Here is a 19,991-nt window from a genome sequence, read left to right as displayed (position 1 = left end):
GCAAAAGAGAGTAATAGATCAGAACGGCCGATCGCCGTCAAGCACTGAAAATAGCAAAATCAGGTGCGGAATGACGGGTCTAGAAAACCAGGGGCGATTCAGTTATCGACTCAACTGGCCTCAAGGTATTTGGGGAAGGCGAGTGGAAGGTCAGAAAACACGGCGCTGAGAAACGGCGAATCTGGCGCAAGTTGCATCTGGCGGTAGACCCAGCCACTCACGATATCGTGGCGGCGGAAGTCTCGCTGGAAAATGTCCATGATGCCGAGGTGTTGCCGACCTTGCTCAACCCTTTGCGGCGCAAGCTGGGACGTGTTTATGCGGATGGTGCCTATGACAGCAAAGCCAGCCATCAGCTAATCTCGCGCAAAGGGTCGACAGCCTGTATCCCGCCTCGCAAGAACGCGGGGTTATGGGAAAAGGGACATCCGAGAAATGAGGCGGTGCTGGTGATGCGCAAGGAAGGGCTGGCGCACTGGAAGAAGATGTCGGGATATCACCGGCGCTCGCTGGCGGAAACTGCGATGTATCGGTTCAAGCAGTTGATGACGGGCAAAATCAGTCTGCGAATATACAACGGTCAGGTCGGGGAAGTGATGGCGTATGTTGGTGCAATCAACAAATTGAACACCCTTGGTCTGCCTGTCAGAAAGCCCCGAGTGTAACGGTCACTTGGGGCTGGGGAAGTTGTGACCTGATGGCTGATTTGGGAAACAACGCCCCACTAAACTGAAATTGATACCGAAGGAAGTGCGCACTAAAGTAGCATAACCAAGACACCGGTTTGAGGCCGGTGTCAGGTGATAACTAGATCTGTACAGTTAATTTTTTCTAAAATGATTCAATAACTCATAATATGACTCATCACTAGAGCAAAGTGCATATTTGTACTTTTCTTTAGTTTTCAGCAAAAAATCAATATACACGTTTATCATTTCGCTCACAAAGACGCGATCAGCTTCATTTTCTTGGTCTAAATCAATAGAGTGAATCGCATTAAGCATCACAAAAAAGAAATAGTTCATTGACCCTTCGAGTACTCGCTGTAGGTGCCTCTCGCTGGTCGTCATGATGTACAATAAATAGTTATATTGCCTTTGCATCAATTCAATGATGTCATCATGGCTAATGGTTACTTTTTCCCATTCCCCTACCATCAAGTCAATCAATTTATTAAAAACTTCAAACCCCATGTATTGACCCAACTCAGCATCACCAATACTTAACGGGGTAAAAAAATCATGTCTAATATGAGCAACAATATTATCTTTACTACATGAAGGCTCTTTTATATAAATGTCATCCAAGGTTAACGGTATTGCACCTTCTACTTTCGCCCCATCCGTAATATTATAACAACAAACATCTTTAGCCATACACAGCAACGTTTCCATTTGCTTGATAGCCAGACTAAATATTGGATTGGAAATTACTTCGCCACCAAAATTCCCAGGAACAAGTAACTCTCCTGATGAAGTGACCGCATCCTTAAGCTTGTCAATCACATTTCCATTCTCATCAAAATAAGAACTCAACCTAGAATGATGATGTTCTTTCGAGCGATAGCCGTTATCAATACCAAACATATAGAGTTTTTTAAAGCCCAATGTTACCGCATAACTCAACCCTGTATTGCCAACATAAGGATTCACACAGGATAAAAAAGCGATATCATCAATCAATCCAATGGTGGAAAGCAATATATGCATCGGTTCACAAGGCTTAAATCCTATTGCCGACTGTTCAAAATATGAAAAGCAATCAGGATGCAGTACATCAGCACCCAAAAATAGAATGTCTCTTAAATAATCAGGCGCATTCATAGTAGCCAAAAAATCAGCTGTACTCTTTGTTCTTTCTACGGCGACTAATATATCAGGTTTTATCCCGGCCTTGTACAAGGCGCTAACACTACTTCCGCATGCGATAATTATTGCTTTTTGTTGATGTTCAACAATAAACGGTATCGACTTATCGAGAGAAGGTCCATTCCCAACAATAAAAACTGGATGTTGTGCTTCATCATCGACAACCTTTTTATTAGCATGTAAAAAAGGCACTTTGTTTTTAATGTTGGCATAACTATGCGAAAACGCTAATATATTGTCATCAAAGAACCCCCACCCCAGCCTTGTAAGGTGGAATTTTTTTTCAACCTTTTTAATGACGCTCGAAATCCTATCTGATGGATAATGCCAAAATGAACATACGCTGGTTGCCCAAAATGCCCCCCTCTTATTAATTGCCGTGTTTAAATCCTCAACTATATTATCTTCATCACTACCCACAAAAATATGAACGCCAAGGTTATTGTCATCAAGATATTGCAATAATGGAGCCCAGTCGAAAGTAAAAAGAGAAGCATAAAATAAGTCTGTATCAGGTTCAACAATAAATAAATTTTTTATTTTATGTTTTTCGTAAAGATAACCCAATTGATAACCAAGACCGACACCAAACATCAGCATCATAGGGATCGAAACAGGAAGGTTGTTATTTAGACTCAATGAATCTCGGCGTTCATTAAACAAATCAATTACTTTGTTCAGATACTCATCATGAATTTGATTAAAATAATTTTCACTGGTTTTTAAATTCATTACACCAAGAGTGCTTTGTGATAAGACACTCTCAACTTGGGCTTTGGCCAACTCATAGGGTGAGTCACCATACAAAGCCTCGTTGCTATCTGTCCAAAGTAAATTTGGCTCGCCATTTTCATTACAAAAAAAGCGGAAGGGACGCATTGGCACATAATCTTTTAACTCAGCATGGAGATGAGGGAAAAACATTTCAAAAGCAGTCATGTTTTCATTAAAACGCGCCGGAAGAGTGACAAACATAGCTTTTTCCTGCTCACTTTGCATAGCCAGTCTGGAAAGCTCATTTTCCGCTTCAATTAAATGCTTATCACTCATCACTCTGCTTCCTGGAGTCGTATGTCATTCTTACCTTGCTCACTGTCATTAAAGACAGTAGCTCAGCCTTGGTTTCTTGATGATATGTATTAAGGGTTGTTCTGAGTCGTGACTCTTCTTCATAAAGTAACGCCATATCGGTCGATGATGACTGTAATTTCATGAGATTGAGATCACTTTCCATCAAAAAGTTCAAACGAACGTCCATGAGTGCATCTGCCTCAAAAAAATCATCCCTTACAAGAGCATCACGAATAGCTGAGGTTAATTCTATCAGATATTGAATTGACATTATGAGCCTTTCATCTTTGATAGCGCAGCACTTTTTTCTTCAAATGGAATACTGTCCCAACCTGACTTGACAGTAATCATCAACTTGGCCACCTCATCGATCGCCGCTACGTCCATATCTTTACTTGCATCCAGAAGGCGCTCTTTCATGTAGTCGTACAACATAGCAAGTTGTTCTGGAACTTCGCCATAGCTCATATCCAAAGAGTCTTGCAAACCATTGATAATGGCCATAGATTTGGAGATTGCTATAGATTTCCCTTCAAAATCACGTCTCTCTATCGACCCTTTTGCCTGTGCTAAACGCTCAAGACACACTTGCATCATTAACTGGATCACCCTATGTGGATCGGCGACGGCCAGTTCCGCTTGCAAATTCATCGTGGTATAGGCTTTAAGGCTTTTCTTATACATGTGTTCATTCCATCTTGACTAATCAAAGGAAGTTATTTATTCCCTATTTAGTATTCAGCATATTGAGATAAGAGGCTGATTTGTTCAGCTTTGCCAGCAAAGTATCCAGACTACCATAGCGAATTCGCAATGCTTCTTCATACTTAGCCATCTGAGTGGTGGTATCGGCTTTCTTACGAGAAACTTCACGCAACTGCGAGTTCAACCCGTCCTCCCTTTTGGAGAGAAGCCCGCCGCTTTTTGAATAAACATCCAATTGTCCAGCCAATTTATTTGCTAAACCGTCATCACCACTAAACAACGCCACCACTTGTTCATAATTTTTGCTTAGTGCATCATTAAATTTTGTGTCATCAAGCGACAGTACTCCATCTTTGTCCATCTTGACACCCATCTGAAAAATGGTTGACAGCTCACTGGAAGCTCTTGATTTTTCCGTTATTGTACTGCTCATGAGATTGACGACTGTACGCGGCATAGAGTCTCCGGCCAGAGCACCGCCATCATCTTTCTGTACACCCGACACGACAGTGTTGCGTTTGCCCAACTCGTTAGATTTGCTGACCAGCGCGTTATAGCCATCAATAAAACTTTTGAGAATAGTTTTAATCCCATCCTTGTCTGTGGATATATCCACCTTGTTTGGCTTGAGGTTGTTGGAGGTGTCCTTGTCCGATGTGCGCAGAACCGTGATCTTTAACCCCATGATGGTATCATCAAACGTATTCGTATCGCTGGTGAGTTTGTTACCATCGACATCGATTTCGGCACTGCCTGCTGACTGGTTTTTGCCAGCAGTGAGAGAGGATGCAAAACTCGACAACTCCCCTGTCGACCCGCTTATCGTCATATCTTTGCCGTCACCACTGATACCGGAATCCATGATGAGTTTCACCTTGCCATCTGAAGTTTTGATGACGTTGGCACTCAAGCCGAAATTGTCACCATCATTATTAATGCGCTTTCGAATATTCTCCAGATTGTCACCGGCTTTGACGTCAACCGAGAACGTTTTTGTACCGGCACTGAACGTCAAAGTACCGTCTTGAGTCACCAGTGGATCTGTCGCGGTGTTAAAAACCGCTGCAAACTTGCTGGTCGTAGCCAATTTATTGACTGTTATATTGTATTGTCCATTTGATGTCCCCGTCTTGCTCTCCACCTTCAGTACAGGGTTATCCTTATCTTGGGTGACAGAAATCATGCGTTTGTTAAAAGCATCACTCTTTGTCATCCCTTTGAGCGTGGTCACATAAGAGGCGATCGCTGACTTAAGCTGCCCAACCCCAGACAAAGAGACTTTGGCGAACGTCTCTTTTTTGATTAGTGGCTGCTCCAACTGGGCCTTTTTGGCCGCGACACTGGTTGAGATGATCGATTCCAAATCGATTCCGGAAGCTGCGCCGGCCGAAGTAATACTCGCCATATTGATTTCCCTCCTCCCACTACACTCAGATTTGGTTATCCAGCAATAGTCCACTACGAGAGCCCGAACTACCGTCGGTCTCACGCAATGTCTGAAGACGTTTACTGATGGAAAGCAGCTCTTCACTCGGGATCTGGCGGATCACAGCACGCGTGTCCGCATCCATAACTCTAATAACCACTTTATCCAAGTCCCGCTCTACACTAAAGCTAACTGTCCATCCTTGTAATTGGCTGAATTCCTGCAATTTTTGTACCTCATTTTCCACATCGATGGGGGGCTGGTTGGGTCGATGACTTGCATGATCCACTCTGTCTCCATCTCGGATCGAGGCTCCCGCTGTCACCTGCTGCTCTTCGGGCACACCAGAAAGCAAAGGAGCGGCCTGCTGGCCGCTCTTGCTATTGGACTGAAGAGAAGAAGGAGTGACCGATGACGGGTTTCCAATTTCACTTGCCATATTGCCCCTCCTCTCTTATCTCTTTGCTCACTCTTAACCCAGCAGGGATAAGGCTGATTGAGGTCTCTGGTTGGCTTGGGCCAAGATACTGGATGCAGCCTGTTGCAGGATATTTTGCTTGGTCATGTTGGCAGTTTCGACGGCAAAATCCGCATCACGAACACGAGAACGGGCGGCACTCAGGTTCTCGCCCACATTGGACTGGTTGCGAATAGTGGAGTCAAAACGGTTCTGTACCGCACCCAGCTCGGCGCGCTTGCTGTCCACTGCCTTGATCATATAGTCAAGGTTGGCCATCGATAGCTGAGCCGTGCTCGCCGCAGTGATACTCTTCACTGTGCTTGCGCCGAGTGCAGTAGCTGCGGTACTGACCTTATAGGGCTCTTTGGAGCCGGCAGAAGTGGCCACAATTTTGGCGCTTCCCTTAGTCACACTGGCAATACCACTGATGGTAAAGGCCGATGTCATCTTGAAGGTGATGGTCTGGGAAGCACTGGCACCCACCTGGAAGGAACCGGTGTATTTACCATCGAGCAGCTTCTGACCACCAAACGTAGTGTCGCTGGAGATTCGGTTTATTTCGGTCTTCAACTGGTCGTATTCCTGCTGCAGAGCGGTACGGTCATCAGAGTTATTAGAGCCGTTAGCAGACTGCTGAGCCAGGGTGCGCATGCGCTGCAACATGCCAGAGACTTCGTCCATCGCCCCTTCGGCCGTCTGCGCAACCGAGATACCATCGTTGGCATTACGGTTGCCCTGATCAAGACCATTAATCTGGGAAGTTAAACGGTTGGAAATCTGCAAACCGGCAGCATCATCTTTCGCACTGTTGATGCGTAAGCCAGATGCCAAACGAGTATAAGAACTATCCAACGATTTGTTGGTATTCATCAAGTTACGCTGAGCGTTCAGTGATGATGTATTGGTGTTAATGTACATGGCCATAATAAATTCTCCCGAAGAACATGCGACTGCAGGTTGCGTCGTCCAAACCACACGACGTCCCACCGTTTGAAGAACAGGTTGAACATGCCTGTCTCTTCAGGCGGGTGTCTGTTTGAACGAACAGGTCACCCGCAGTAGTGCAAACGTTGGATTCCGAACACCCCTCGATTGCTTCACTTTATTTAACGGCAGCGCAGAGACAAGCTTTAGGAAAATTGTTGCCTAAAGCGGCAAGTTTTCTCCGGTAGGCGGCAATAGGGCAAGGAGACTGAACGACATTGCCGAGCAGCCAACATCAGACGAGGCCTGATTTTACGGAATGGAATGTATTGGCATGGTTCATGCTTTAAACTGACAGGGTGACGTCAATTTGGCGACACAATAAAAAGAGGCCGGTAAACCGGCCTAAAGATGAGCATATGCTCAGGAGAATATGACCAAGCGTGACAGAACTGAACAGCTGGACAACACTTGGCATTACTAGTAGAGATTATATCTCTCCCGATAGAACAGAGTGCGACCCGAACACCCCTTTGTTCCATCTCTTGACCAGGGCGGCCTGAACAACCGCCCTGTTTTCTTTTATTAGCCCTGTAACAGTGACAGAGCAGACTGCGGACGTTGGTTGGACTGCGACAAGATGCTGGATGCTGCCTGTTGCAGAATGTTCTGTTTGGTCATGTTAGCCGTTTCTACCGCAAAATCGGCATCACGGATCCGCGAGCGGGCTGCGCTGACGTTTTCCGATACGTTGGACTGGTTGCGAATGGTGGAGTCAAAGCGGTTCTGTACCGCACCCAACTCGGCACGCTTGCTATCAACGGCCTTGATCATATAGTCAAGGTTGGCCATCGACAATTGGGCGGTGCTCGCCGCACTGATACTCTTCACTGTGCTCGCACCGAGCGCAGTGCCTGCTGTACTGACCTTATATGGCTCTTTGGCGCCAGCGGAAGCCGCCACAATTTTGGCACTTCCCTTGGTTGCACTGGCAATACCGCTAATGGTAAAGGCCGACGTCATCTTGAAGGTGATGGTCTGGGCGGCATTGGCACCCACTTGGAAGGAGCCAGTATATTTACCATCGAGCAGCTTCTGACCACCAAATGTGGTGTCATTGGCGATACGGTTGATTTCGGTCTTTAATTGGTCGTACTCCTGCTGAAGGGCCGTGCGATCGTCCGAGTTGTTTGATCCGTTGGCCGATTGCTGGGCCAGGGTGCGCATACGCTGCAACATACCGGTGACTTCATCCATCGCCCCTTCGGCAGTCTGGGCAACCGAGATACCATCATTAGCGTTACGGTTACCCTGATCCAGACCATTGACCTGGGAGGTCAAACGGTTAGATATTTGCAGACCAGCAGCATCATCTTTGGCGCTATTAATACGCAGACCGGAAGCCAATCTGGTATAAGAGGAATCGAGCGACTTGTTCGCATTGGTCAAATTACGCTGAGCATTCAGCGAGGATACGTTAGTGTTGATAAACATGGCCATGACTATTCTCCTAAGCTATTAAATTTACTCTTCTATTTGCTCAGGCTTTATTATTTTCTGTGCCCGATGCGTCTTATTTAACGGCTCGTTTTTGGATGTCTTTAGCATTTTTTTCAACGCTTCATCGCATTAACGCCGCTTACCTTATATATCGGCGGGTCAGGGGGAAACTTAAGGAAAAAATCGGGCCAAAACAGACAACAGGGGCAACCGCCCGAACCCCGCGAACGACGGGGCAAGCGGGCACACTCGAGACTCACCCGGTCCATGCAGTGAGAAAAAGTCCGTCTCGACTCGCAATTTTATCGAGCACAGTTGGCGATTGGGCTCGCCAGCCCCTAAAATCGCGGCCCCATCAACAATTTGGCGTGAGTTGTTCTCCATGCAGACACTGGTTGAGCAGATTGTTTACATCAGCGACATGTTTGGTACTGCGGTATTCGCGTTTTCAGGGGTATTGGTGGCTGGCCGGCTCAGAATGGACGGGTTTGGCGTCATGGTTTTGGCGGCAGTGACTGCCATCGGCGGCGGCACCATCCGTGACATGATCCTGGGCGCCACCCCCGTGTTCTGGGTGCGCGATCCCCTCTATATCTGGGTCGTCATCGCGACGGCGCTGATCGGTATGTGGATGGTCAAGCTGCCCCGCAGGATGCCCTGGTATGTGCTGCCGGTGGCGGATGCCTTCGGGCTGGCCCTCTTTACCGTGATCGGTGCCCAGAAGGCCCTCAACTTCGGCACCCCGGGGCTGATCGCCGTGATCATGGGTACCATGACCGGCGTAGCCGGCGGCATGATCCGCGATGTACTTGCGCGAGAAGTGCCCATGGTGCTGCAAAAAGAGATCTATGCCACCGCCTGTATCCTCGGCGGCATTCTCTATACCCTGGCGCTGGAGGCGAACATGGACAGGGTAACGGCCATGCTCATCTGCATGACGGCCGTGTTTGGCCTGCGGGTCGCCGCTATCTACTGGCATCTGTCGCTGCCCACCTTCTCGCTGCAACGCAATTGAGAGCAGGCCCACAGCGCCATCATGTCGCTGTGGGCCGCGCGTTGAACCAAATAGGCTTTTCTGTTGTCATAGAAGCAGTCGTTGTTAGCCGGAACTTCTCATGCGCAAAATCGGTATGCTTACCACACTCCTCCTGGCGAACGTGACGGCAGCCCACGCCGAAGCTCAAGTGGTGTTTGGTCGACTGGCCTCGGCGCCGGTGCAGCAGTTCAACCAGCAGATACGTCAAGCCAGTGATCAACAACAACGCTGGGTCAATGACTACCGTGAGGTGGCACTGCGATTTGTGGGGCATGGCGACATACCCAGTCGCATTCATGCCCAGCAGCTGGATAATGATCTGGTGCTCTCGGTGGCCCTCGATGGCAGCAAGAGTGACATGATCTACATCCTGACTCTCTATCGCAGCGACAACCTGTGGCAGATGCGGGAGGCGGAAATGGGCTGGCGTTGCCAGGGGCAAGACTCCTTCACCCCGGTCCCCTGCCCCTGATGGTCATGACTCACTCAGTGAAATAAAAAATCCGGCACATTGGCCGGATTTTTTGTGGGCAGTGCAAACCACGCTTACGGGCGGTACACCTTGACGTTGTCAAAACCCTTCTCTTTCAGATAGAGCGCCTGCAGCTTGCTCATCACGCCGCGATCGCAGTAGAGCAGATAGGTCTTCTCTTTGGGCAGATCGCCAAAGGCGGTGGCCAGCTTGAAGAAGGGGATGTGCAGCACTTCACGATCTTCCACCACCAGCGGCTTCTCGTCGTGTTCGTCGGCAGAGCGGATATCCAGGATCACCTCGTCAGCTCCCAGCACCTGAGTCGTTTCCACCTCTTGCACTTCAGCGGCAGTCTCTTCACCGATGCGGCGGATATCGAGGTAACGGGCCTCGGAGACCACCTTGTCCAGAATGGAGAAGTCGAAGTTGGCCTCTTCCGCTTCAATGCGGGAGAGCTCGGCTTTCACGGTCGGCTTCTTGGAGATAACGCCGCAATACTCCGGCATGGTCTCGGCAAACTCCAGGGTACCGATGCGGCGCGCTTCGCTGATGATATCCGGCTTATCCCAGGTGATTAGCGGGCGCAGGATCACCTTGTCGGTCACCCGGTCGATCACGTTCAAGTTGGTGAGAGTCTGGCTGGAGACCTGGCCCACGCACTCGCCGGTGACCAGCGCCGGGATCTGGAAGTAGTCGGCAACCTGACCGGCGGCACGCATCATCATCCGCTTGAGCACCACGCCCATCTGGCCGTTGTCGACCTTCTCGAGGATTTCGGCGACCACGGGCTCAAAGTCGATGGCGGTGAAGCGCACCTTGTGGGAGGCGCCAAACTTGTTCCACAGGTAATAGGCGACCTGCTTCACCCCGATCTCGTGGGCCGCGCCCCCCAGATTGAAGAAGCAGTAGTGGACGCGGCAACCGCGCTTGATGAACTGGTAGGAGGCGACACCGGAGTCGAAACCACCGGAAAGCAGGCTCAGCACATCTTCCTGGGTGGCCATCGGGAAGCCGCCCATACCGTGGTGTACCGCACTGATGATGTAGAGCTCGTCATTTTCCACTTCCAGATTGATCTGGATGTCCGGCTTTTTCAGACGCACACCGGCGGTTTCGCAATGCTGATTGAGGCCACCGCCTACATAGCGCTCCAGCTCCAGCGAGCTGAAGTCATGTTTGCCGACACGACGGGCACGCACGCAGAAAGTTTTGCCTTTCAGGCGCTCACCCCAGACGGCGCGAGTCTGCTCGAAGATATCGTGTAGGTCGGTAAAGTTGCTCAGTTGCACTTCGAGGAAGTACTGAATGCCCGGGATACAGGCCAAGGTCTCGAGATACTGGGCGTGGAACTGATCGTTGCGGGAGCTCACTACCAGCTTGTCCCAATCCATCCGTACGCGGGCATCTTCGTCGAAGCGACGCAACACGTTGCGGATGTTGCCCTGCAACATCTTGGTGAAGCGCTGGCGAACTGATTTGCTCTTGATGGTGATTTCCGGGAACAGCTTGATAATGAACTTCATGGTTTTGACTCGGGTGGCCTTGATTTAAGGGCGCGAATTATATCAGAACTTTGTGGCCAGCGCCTACTGGATGAGCGTTTGCTCACATTCCCCCACGCAATGTTTGCCGCGCGGCCGCAATCTTGCGTATATTCCCGACCCTGCGCCTCGCCAGATTTTTGACAACAGACCGATCCGATGAAGACCTATATCTACTACCCCGGCATGGAGGTACGCGACGAGCTCTGGCTCAAATTTGCCCTGCTCTATCTGGAGCGGCTCGCCTTCGTCTTCACCGTCAGTGAAAAAAGTGGCCTAACCACCCTGCTCGATACCCTGCAGCAGCAGACCGATCTGCTGGCCGAGCGGCCCGATGCCGCCTTCTTTGCCGCCATCACCCCGCAACTAGAGAGCCAGATCAGCGGCCTGGTGGCCCCCGATTTCGTACGCCACAAGGTGTTTGGCAACAAGGAGCTGATTGGTCGCTGGCGCCAGGGCGCCAACCACGACTGCTTCTGCCCGGAGCAGGCCGGACTGGAGCGGCTGCACGGCTTTTGCCTGACCCACGGCTTTGCGACCCGGGATGAGGGGGGGATCAGAATGGCACGGCGCTTTGCCAACCTGCTCTCCATGCGTCTCGCCCGTGAGTGGGCACTCGCCAATGACGGGGCGCTCATTACCGATCACGACTATCTCGACCGGCTGCTCCACCTGCTCGAATCCCGCTACCACAACCGGGGCGGGCAGGATTGCTTCCACCTCGAAATCCCGTTGCAAGTGCCCACTCACCTGGCCGACATTCCGTTTGCAGAGCTGATTGCCCTGCGCGGGCGCAGCGGCTTTCGCCAACAGCTGGCCGAATTTCATCTGGCCCTCGACAGCCTGCTCGCCATGCTGGGCAGCGGCTATGCAGACCCGGCGGCCCTGACTCGCTTTGAGCAGGCTCAGCAGGGGCTCAATCAACTACTGGGGCCCGAGACCCTCAGCATGCCACTCACTACCCTGGTCCGCACCAGCCTGCCTGCCGTGGCGATGCTCCACCAGTTAAAGGCGAGCCACCCCGAAAGCAACCTTATCTTCCATCCCATCAAGAAGAGCCACTTTCACCAGCGCAAGAGCCAGCACTTCTTCACCCGGCTCGGCCATCTGCGCCACCCGGGCTGAATTGGCGGAATGAAAAAGGGGTTGGCATCTGCCAACCCCTCTCGTTATCTGCGGCCTACCAATCATCACCACGGTGATTGGCCTGCTCTTGCGCCTGCCTGCGCGCCTCCATCGCCCTGTCACGGCGGATATTGGCAGGGGTACAGGCAAACTGTTTCTGATAGCAACGCACAAAACTCTCGGAAGCAGGTTCGAAAGGTGAATAGAACCCGGTACGTTCAGGATAAACATGGTGATCACCATGATTGGTTGTGGCACAACCCGCACTCATCAGCACCAGCAAGGGACACAGAACACGCAGCAAAAGAGAACTCCCGATTGGATTTGAATGAATTCGTAATTATTCATAAATTAATTCATCCAATCAAATATTGATGCATTTCAAATAGTTAATTACATTCACCTCAATGGCTGTCGGCAAAACGCTCAACGGGTGATGGCGCCGGCATCACTGTCAGGATGCACGACGCGAAACTCGATACGATCGCTGTTGCCCGCTGCATCGACCACAACCAACTGGTAGCGCCCCGCCACGCTCAGCACCTGATCCCCGTCCCAGCGCAGCCGCTGGCCGTTGAGAAACCAGGCCGGCTTGCCGACACCGCCCAGCACTTTGGGCTGCAGCCGATAGCGCTGACTGCGGATAAGATTGCCCTCCCCCAGCGCCACTATCCGAATCGGGGCCTGCAGCTCGGCGCTCTGCCCTTCCCCTGCACAACCGCTGGCGAGCAGCGCCTGCCGCCGCTCGCCGGGTGTTCGCCACGGCTCCAACGACAGTGGCCAGAGCGCCCGAAAACCGGATTGCGCCGCATCCAGGCAGCGAGTCAGAGTCGGCTTGCCCGCGGCGGTCAGTGCCACCTGGCGCAGCGGCGAGGGCCAGTCCATGGGATCCGGCAAGGTAGGGGGATCGCGCCCTTCCAGCAACCAGGCGCTCTGACGCTGCAAACAGGCCTCAGGCAGGGTCGTGCTCGCCTTGCGCCCCAGCGGCCAACAGATCTCGGCTTCGCTCACCGTGTTGGGCTGTGCTGGCAGAGGGTTATTGTCGGCCAGTCGCGAGTAGACCGAGAGCAGCAACGGCACTGCCGCACTCTGGCCGTAAAAACCGGGCATGGGGGTGCCGTCGGGGCGCCCCAGCCAGACGCCGATGGTCCAGCGACCAGAGACCCCCATCGCCCAGCTATCGCGATAGCCATAGCTGGTGCCGGTCTTCCAGGCCAGCCGGTTGACCCGGCCAGTCGCCTCGCTGGCAAAAGGCTGATCCGCCCGTCCCTGCACACTCAGGATCTGCCAGATGATCCAGGCCGCCCCTGGGCTCAGCAAAGGGCGCGATACTGCCTGCTGCCCCGCCAGCCAGACCGGCATTGCCACCTGCCCCTCACGGGTCAGCGCACTGTAGAGCGCCACCAACTGCTCGAGCCGAATGCCTGCCGCCCCCAATGCAATGGCCGAATTGGGCTTGTCGGAGAGCGCCAGCCGCACCCCGGCGTTGTCGAGGCGGCTGACAAGTTTGTCTGGCCCCAGCGCCTCCAGCACCTGCACCGCTGGCACGTTGAGGGATTGCTGCAGCGCCTGAGCGAGGGTTACCGGCCCCTGAAAGGCGCCGGAGAAGTTGGCGGGGCGGTACTCCGAGCCCAGTCTCGGTGCATCGGAGAGCAGGGAGGCCGAGTGCACCAACCCTTCATCCATGGCCAGACCGTAGATGAAGGGCTTGAGGGTGGAGCCGGGAGAGCGGATCGCCTGCACCATGTCGAGGTAACCGTGGCGGCGCAAATTGCCATACTCGGCGCTGCCCACATAGGCGCGCACCGCCATGGTTTTGTTATCTACCAAGAGCAACGCCGCTGAGGTCTGCTCAGGGAAGCGACCGATATAGCTCGCCACCCGCCCCTCCAACCAACGCTGCAGATCGCCGTCGATGGTGGTGTGCACCAGCGCCCCAGCCTGATTGTCAGCGGCAAGGCGGGCAAACAGCGGCGCCTCCATCGGCGTGAAGTGACCGCGGGCCAGCACCGGCTCGATGCGTCCCTCCAGCCACGCCTGTTCGGGCCAGACACCCTGCGTTACCAGTCGCTGCATCACCTTGTCACGGGCGGTGCGGGCCCGCTCGGGATGCCGGTCCGGCCGGTTGCGGCTAGGGGCCTGCGGCAGCACCGCCAGCAGCGCCGCTTCGGCATGGGTCAGCTTGGCGGCACTCTTGCCGAGATAGGCAAAACTTGCCGCCTGCACCCCCTCCAGATTACCGCCAAACGGCGCCCGATTGAGGTAGACGGTGAGCAGGGTGCGCTTGTCGTAGTGCCACTCCAGTTGCAGCGCACGCACCATCTGGCGCAGCTTGCCGGGCACGCTCCTGTGGTAGGGCTCGATAAGACGCGCCACCTGCATGGTGAGGGTCGAGCCGCCCGATACAGCCCGCCCATAGCGCAGCCACTGCCAGACCCCGCGCACCATGGCCACCGGATTGACCCCGGGATGACGCCAGAAGTAGCGATCCTCGTAGCCCAGCAGCGCCTCGATATAGCGGGGGGAGACCTGCTCCAGAGTCACGGGGTAACGCCACACGCCGCTGGTATCGGCAAAGGCGCGCAGCGGCCGCCCCTTCATGTCGAGCACCACCCGCGCATAGGCCGGGTCGAGTGGTGGCGGCGGGAAAATGCGATCCAGCGCCAGCAATAACAGGAGCAGTGCTACAACGCCCAGCACCGAGACACGCAGCCAGCGTGGCAAACGACCAAGCCAGCGCCAGCCAGCGCGGCCACTGCGACCCAATTTCAGCCAGCCACGCTGCCAAAAAGTGAGCGGGCGAACCCGCTCAAGGGAGGGAATGTTACTCAGAGATGCTCACCTCATGGATATCCTCACCCACGGCACGCAGCTCGGGACGGTACATATCTTCCACCTGGGTCGGCGGCACCTGATAGCGACCCGGCGTCACCGCCCGCATCAGGTAGACCAGCTGCTGGTTGCTCCCCTCGCTCAGATCCAGCGCCGCCGTATAGCGGTCATCGCGAAACTCCTGATGCTTGAGATAGTCGTTCCACTCGCTCTGCCACGCCGGTTTCCCCTCAATGGAGAGCTCTTCGAGCTTGATGCTGTTGCCAAGAGCCGGGTTCTCCAGCTCGAAGCCGGCGGGCACCATCTCCACCAGCAGGGCATCGGGCACCGCCGATCCGCTGCTGACGTTGAGCCGCACCACCACCAGATCGCCGACCTTCACCTTGGCGGGATCAAACGGCTGACCATCGCTGTTGAACCAGCTGCGGGTCACACTCATGCCCTTGCTGATCCGGGCAGGAGCCTGCTCGGGGTAGCCGATCAGGGTGCGCTGCACATAGAGGGAGCCCTTGCCCTCGTTGGTGACGGAGCTCGCGGCCAGCGCCTCGGGGGCCCCCAGCTGCAACGGGGCCGAACCGCTCAGGGATCCACTGCCAAGAGAGGAGGTCACCTTGGCCTGCCAGTCGACGGCCGGATCGACGCGGGCGAGTTGCAGCAGGGCGAGCCGCTCCTGAGTGCTGAGCCACTGACGGTGGGCCAGAGTATCGGCCACCTTGGCACTGAGGGCCGACCAGCGCTCCGCAGCCAGCTTGTGCTGGCGCAGCAAGGCAAGCTCGAGGGCTTCATCGCGCAGCGGTGAACCGTAATCCCCCAGATAGTCGTCCCCGCGCTCGGTCGCCAATGCCCGGCTGAGGGCCTTGGCGGCGTTCTGCTCATCCCCCATGGCCGAGAGGGCCAGCGAGAGGTGGAGCAGCGGCAAACCTGAGCGGGCGTGATCGGCCTGCTGCTCCCAGATAAGACGCAGGGTAGCGAGCGGTGCCTTGCCCACCCGGGCCAGCACATAGGCACTGTAGGCCTGATAGGCCAGCCGGCTGTGCTCGGGGGCACTGCTCCAGCGCTCACCATACTGACTGTCGGTGAGATAACTTTGCAGCCGGTTCAGCGCCTGATTGAGCATGGCCTCCGGCACTGCGTCGCCCGCCTCCTTGCGCGCCAGCAGGTAGTCGGCGGCATAGGCGGTGAGCCACTGCTCCTCGTCGGAGCGACCATCCCACAGACCAAACCCGCCGCTTGGCAGTTGCAACCGCTGCAGCCGCTGCAGCAGGGCGCGCTGCACATCCGCCTCGCTCACCGCGTTCTTGCCCTCTGCGGGGTTGCTCCAGGCAGCCCGCTCATCCGCAGTGGTCAGCAAGTAAGGCCAGGCACGGGACAGGGTCTGCTCCAGACAGGCGTAGGGGTAGTCAGCCAGCGCCTGCCACTGGGCTGCCGGATCCCAGGGGGGAGTGCCGGAGAGGCTGAGCTGCCCCTGCAGATTGGCGCGATCCAGCCCGGCCAGCTCAGCTGGCGCAAAGCTCATCTGCTGGCCGGGGGCCAGCATCTGGTAGCGTTGGCGAGTCTCGGCCGGCCAGGGGGAGCGCAGGGGCAGAGACCAGTCGCGGCTGATGGCAAAATCCTTGCCGCTGGCCGCCAACTGCAGGCTCGCTACGCCGCTCGCCCCGGTCACGGTGAGCGGCAGGGTCAGCCACTGCTCTTCGCCGTTTTTGAGGGACAGCGTGCCGGGCAACTCGCCGTTTGCCTTGAGCCCACCGTTGAGGGTCCAGGCAAGGGAGAGGGTCTGATCCTCGCCACTCATGTTGCGCAGTTGCACCAGCGCCCGGGTCTCATCCCCTCGGGCGCCAAAGCGCGGCCAGCCAATTTCGGCCACCAAGGGCGCCACTACCTTGACGGCGCGCTCGGCCTCCCCGACTTGCCGTTCGTTCCAGGCCAGCGCCATCAGTGCCAGCTCGCCGTTGAAGTTGGGCAGATCGAGCGGGATCACCGCCTTGCCCTGCTCGTCAAAACTCACATCGCCGCTCCAGAGCGCGGCAATCTCGACCCGGCTCTCCAGCGCACCGCCCTTTTTCAGTGGCGCCCGATCGCCGCCGTAGTTGAGGCGGGCCAGCTTGCCATCCTGCGGCGGGATCACCTGGCCATAGTTGTCGAACAAATCTTGGGAGAAACGCTTGCGACCAAAGAAGATCTCGAACGGGTCGAGCGGCTGGTAGTCGCTGATGTTGAGCACGCCCCGATCCACCGCCGCCAGCACCACGCGGCCCTGACTGTTGGGGGTGGAGGTCGCGGTCACTTCCAGCCGGGTAAGCGGCACCGCTTTATCAGGTGCGCTCAGGGTAAGCGGCAGACGGCGCGCTTCCCGGTCCAGGGTGAGCGGCACCAGACCGACCGAGCGCAAGCTCTGTCCTTGCTGCTTGCTGACCGGTCTGGAGGCGCTGTCTGGCGCGGCGATCTGGGCCGAGATATGCAAGTCATGACGCTGCCACTCGGGGCTGACCGGGATCTCGAACTCGCCGCGGGCATCCTTGGCATCGCCACCGGCCCCCTTGAGCTCGATACGCTGCCACCAGCGCAGGCCGTCGCCATCTTCCACCAGCAACAACCCCTTGCCGGGGCGCGGGGCTACCAGCGTCACTTTGGCCTTGTCGCCCGCCTGATAGGCGCGCTTGTCGAGGGTGATGGCAATCTTGTCAGGCCGCGCCTGCTCGCCACCACCGCCCCAGGCGTAACTGCCGATCTCCACCCGCAGGCTCGATTGATGGCCCTGACTGTTCTCCACCTCCAATCGATACCAGCCCGCCGCCAGTAGCAGCGTGAGCGGGGTCGGCCCCTTGCCATCCAGCTGCAGGGTCTGCTCCTGCTCCAGATAGGGCTGGCTGTTGAATTCGTACTTCCACCCCTCCCCATCGGCGTAGTGCCAGTAGTAGTCGCGGTACTCGTTGATAAGGCGCACCTTCACCGCCCCCGCCACCGGCTGCCCCTTGTCATCGAGGTTGAGGATCTGGAAGGGGAGCGGCTTGCCCCCCTCTACCCGATCCGCCACAAAATCAGCCTTGAGTGCCGGCCACTGGCTGCCCGCGGGCCAGCCATACTGGGTGCGGCTGCGATTGACGGCGCGACCACCGGGCTCGGAGAGCGACACCCGATAAGCTACTTCCAGCGGCCCGAGAACGCGCACCCCATCGAGTTCATCAGTAAGCGAAAAAGCCCCCTGCCCCTGCGCATTGAGGGTGATAATGAGAGGCTCAGGCTCCTTGTCCTGTTCGGCCAGCAGCACATCCCCCAGAGTGAACTCCTGCCACTGGGTAAAGGGCATGATGGCACGGCTGATCGTCACTTCCGCCTTGGCCTTGGTGGCACTGGCGGGAGCACCGTAGAGGTAATCCCCTTGCAGCGGCAGGGTAAGCGCCTGTTGCGGGGTCAGCACTTCCCCATCCGGCCCCTTGCCGAGCTGCAGTTTCAACCGCTCCGGCAGAAACTCCTCCACCAGGAAAGGCCACTCGAAGCGGCTGCCGGCGGCAGTCTTGAGGTTGATGGTCCAGCGCCCGAGCGGTGCATCATCCGGCAGACGCAAACCGTAGTGGGCAGCGCCAAGATTGTCCGGCAGCAGCCGCTTTTGTTCGAGCAGTTGGCCGTCCGGCTGTTTCACCTCCAGCTCTACCGCCATGCCGGGCAACAGCTGGCCATCCTGCCCCTTGAGCAGGATCTCGCTGTCGAGCCGCTCGCCGGGGCGATAGAGGTCGCGACCGCTGAACAGATAAAGCTGCTGGGCCTGCCAGGGCTGAGTGCCGAGATCGAAAGTGGAGAGATCGAGCGCCGCCCCGTCGAGGCGCAGCACCGCAAGATGGTTGCCCTGCTCGGCCAGCAGCAGGCGGGCCCCCTGCACCTGATCGAAGCGGCGATGACCCTGGGGATCGGTATTTTGCACCTGCAGCCGGTTGCCCTTCTCGTCGAGCAGAGAGAGTTGCACATCCTTGAGCGGGTCGGCGCTGGCCAGCGAGCTGACGAACACCTCCAGCTGATCGCGATAACGACGGGCACTGAGCCCCATGTCGCTCACCGCGAAATAGGTGGTCTCCTTGCGCCAGTCGTAGTTGCCAAGGGGCGACATCACCGCAAAATAGACGCCAGCCTCCGCCAGCTGCGGCTCCTTCACATTGACTAGACGAGTCTCGCGCCGGTTGGCATCGAGCTCAAGGGCGTAGCGGCCGCTGAACACCCGCTTGGCCCGCTTGGTGATCTGCTCAAGCTCCCAGTTGCCCATGCCGGAACCGGGGCGATACTCGGCCAGAAAACGGGGCAGATACTCGGCATCGACCCGGAAGAAGTCGATATTGACCTCGTCCACATTGACCGCGCTGATGGGCAGGCGCAGCTCGTCGCGCAGCGGCAATACCATGCCGCTGGCGGTAAAAGAGGCCCCCGCCTCCAGCGGCCGAGTCTTGAGAGTCCAGCTCTGGGGGGATGGGCCCAGCCCCGCCTTGAGGCTCACCTCGTAGCTTTTATCGGGATGAACGTTCGGAAAATAGAGGGTGCGACCATCGTCGGCGAGGATCCACTCCCCCTGCACCTGCTTGCCCCCCTCGCTCACCGCTAGCCAGCTCTGCCAGTTTGCCTTGGGTGCCAATGGGCCGGAGAAGACCAGCGCCAGCGCCGGGGCATCGCGATATTGGCGGGCATTGGCCTGCACCACTGTACTCGGCGCCCCAGCCTCCTGCTGGGCTGTGGATTCTGTGGTCGGTACTTGGCTGGCGGGCTTGTCAGGGCCGCAACCGGCCAGCAGCAAACCGGCCAGCCCGGAGAGCAGCAGGGCCGACCAGCGGTGGCGCAGAGCGCCAGTTCCAGCGTGAGAGCGGTGAGAAGCAGAGGGAGAGTCGAAGAGGCGCATAGGTTCCATCCCGAGTTGGAGCGCTGCAAGCGCAGCGTGGCAGGAAACAGGATAAGGCATCCTGCTCACCCGACACAAAGCTCATTACCCGAATGGGCACAATTCAGCGCCCCTGCAGCGCGAGACCCCCCTTGCCCACTGATTTAGTGCGG

Annotated in this window: 14 protein-coding genes and 1 pseudogene; 4 read left to right on the top strand and 11 right to left on the bottom strand. The window is 55.9% G+C overall.

Going from position 1 to position 19,991, the window contains the following annotated elements:
* Positions 1 to 95 precede the first annotated feature (95 nt).
* Positions 96 to 665, top strand: a pseudogene (locus OKC40_RS09145) (IS5 family transposase); the annotation flags it as partial.
* Positions 666 to 821: 156 nt separating this feature from the next.
* Here the strand turns inward: OKC40_RS09145 and OKC40_RS09140 are convergent.
* From OKC40_RS09140 to flaB (OKC40_RS09110), 7 genes are all read right to left on the bottom strand, one after another.
* The gene (locus OKC40_RS09140) at positions 822 to 2,918 is read right to left on the bottom strand and encodes a motility associated factor glycosyltransferase family protein (RefSeq protein WP_270794903.1); all 2,097 of its coding nucleotides are present in this window, start codon (positions 2,916 to 2,918) and stop codon (positions 822 to 824) included.
* The gene (locus OKC40_RS09135; protein WP_234603002.1) at positions 2,911 to 3,210 is read right to left on the bottom strand and encodes a hypothetical protein; all 300 of its coding nucleotides are present in this window, start codon (positions 3,208 to 3,210) and stop codon (positions 2,911 to 2,913) included. Before OKC40_RS09135 ends, OKC40_RS09140 begins: the two co-directional genes overlap by 8 nt.
* Entirely contained in the window at positions 3,210 to 3,623 is a 414-nt protein-coding gene (gene fliS / locus OKC40_RS09130) for a flagellar export chaperone FliS (protein ID WP_234603004.1), read from the bottom strand. Before fliS ends, OKC40_RS09135 begins: the two co-directional genes overlap by 1 nt.
* 43 nt (positions 3,624 to 3,666) lie before the next feature.
* Positions 3,667 to 5,049, bottom strand: a complete 1,383-nt coding sequence (fliD, locus tag OKC40_RS09125; RefSeq protein ID WP_234603006.1) for a flagellar filament capping protein FliD — start codon at positions 5,047 to 5,049, stop codon at positions 3,667 to 3,669.
* Positions 5,050 to 5,074: 25 nt separating this feature from the next.
* A complete protein-coding gene (locus OKC40_RS09120; protein ID WP_234603008.1) occupies positions 5,075 to 5,509 on the bottom strand; it encodes a flagellar protein FlaG in 435 nt (144 codons plus the stop codon).
* A 33-nt stretch (positions 5,510 to 5,542) separates the two neighbouring features.
* The gene (gene flaB, locus OKC40_RS09115) at positions 5,543 to 6,454 is read right to left on the bottom strand and encodes a flagellin B (RefSeq protein ID WP_270794897.1); all 912 of its coding nucleotides are present in this window, start codon (positions 6,452 to 6,454) and stop codon (positions 5,543 to 5,545) included.
* Positions 6,455 to 7,039: 585 nt separating this feature from the next.
* Positions 7,040 to 7,954: a flagellin B gene (flaB, locus tag OKC40_RS09110; protein ID WP_270794895.1), complete on the bottom strand. Its 915-nt coding sequence runs from the start codon at positions 7,952 to 7,954 to the stop codon at positions 7,040 to 7,042.
* A 382-nt stretch (positions 7,955 to 8,336) separates the two neighbouring features.
* On the opposite strand from flaB (OKC40_RS09110), the gene OKC40_RS09105 reads away from it, so the two are divergent.
* Together OKC40_RS09105 and OKC40_RS09100 are read left to right on the top strand one after the other, a co-directional pair.
* The gene (locus OKC40_RS09105) at positions 8,337 to 8,969 is read left to right on the top strand and encodes a trimeric intracellular cation channel family protein (protein WP_005333975.1); all 633 of its coding nucleotides are present in this window, start codon (positions 8,337 to 8,339) and stop codon (positions 8,967 to 8,969) included.
* Positions 8,970 to 9,069: 100 nt separating this feature from the next.
* Positions 9,070 to 9,462, top strand: a complete 393-nt coding sequence (locus tag OKC40_RS09100) for a hypothetical protein (protein ID WP_270794894.1) — start codon at positions 9,070 to 9,072, stop codon at positions 9,460 to 9,462.
* A 74-nt stretch (positions 9,463 to 9,536) separates the two neighbouring features.
* Here the strand turns inward: OKC40_RS09100 and thiI are convergent, their stop codons facing one another.
* Complete coding sequence (thiI, locus tag OKC40_RS09095) at positions 9,537 to 10,985, bottom strand: tRNA uracil 4-sulfurtransferase ThiI (protein ID WP_111805892.1); 1,449 nt, start codon at positions 10,983 to 10,985, stop codon at positions 9,537 to 9,539.
* 177 nt (positions 10,986 to 11,162) lie between these two features.
* Here thiI and OKC40_RS09090 point away from each other — a divergent pair, with 177 nt between their 5' ends.
* Positions 11,163 to 12,128, top strand: coding sequence for a hypothetical protein (locus OKC40_RS09090; protein WP_270794893.1), 966 nt, complete (start codon positions 11,163 to 11,165; stop codon positions 12,126 to 12,128).
* 55 nt (positions 12,129 to 12,183) lie between these two features.
* Here the strand turns inward: OKC40_RS09090 and OKC40_RS09085 are convergent, their stop codons facing one another.
* The 3 genes from OKC40_RS09085 to OKC40_RS09075 all read right to left on the bottom strand — a co-directional run bounded on the left by OKC40_RS09085 (position 12,184) and on the right by OKC40_RS09075 (position 19,839).
* Positions 12,184 to 12,432: a hypothetical protein gene (locus OKC40_RS09085; protein WP_184232237.1), complete on the bottom strand. Its 249-nt coding sequence runs from the start codon at positions 12,430 to 12,432 to the stop codon at positions 12,184 to 12,186.
* 122 nt (positions 12,433 to 12,554) lie between these two features.
* Complete coding sequence (gene pbpC, locus OKC40_RS09080; RefSeq protein WP_270794905.1) at positions 12,555 to 14,900, bottom strand: penicillin-binding protein 1C; 2,346 nt, start codon at positions 14,898 to 14,900, stop codon at positions 12,555 to 12,557.
* Positions 14,901 to 14,952: 52 nt separating this feature from the next.
* Entirely contained in the window at positions 14,953 to 19,839 is a 4,887-nt protein-coding gene (locus tag OKC40_RS09075) for an alpha-2-macroglobulin family protein (RefSeq protein ID WP_270794889.1), read from the bottom strand.
* Between the last annotated feature and the right edge of the window lie 152 nt (positions 19,840 to 19,991).

It is taken from the genome of Aeromonas sp. QDB11, from assembly GCF_027705265.1.
GTDB lineage: Bacteria > Pseudomonadota > Gammaproteobacteria > Enterobacterales > Aeromonadaceae > Aeromonas > Aeromonas allosaccharophila.
This window is presented reverse-complemented; position numbering and strand designations above follow the sequence as displayed.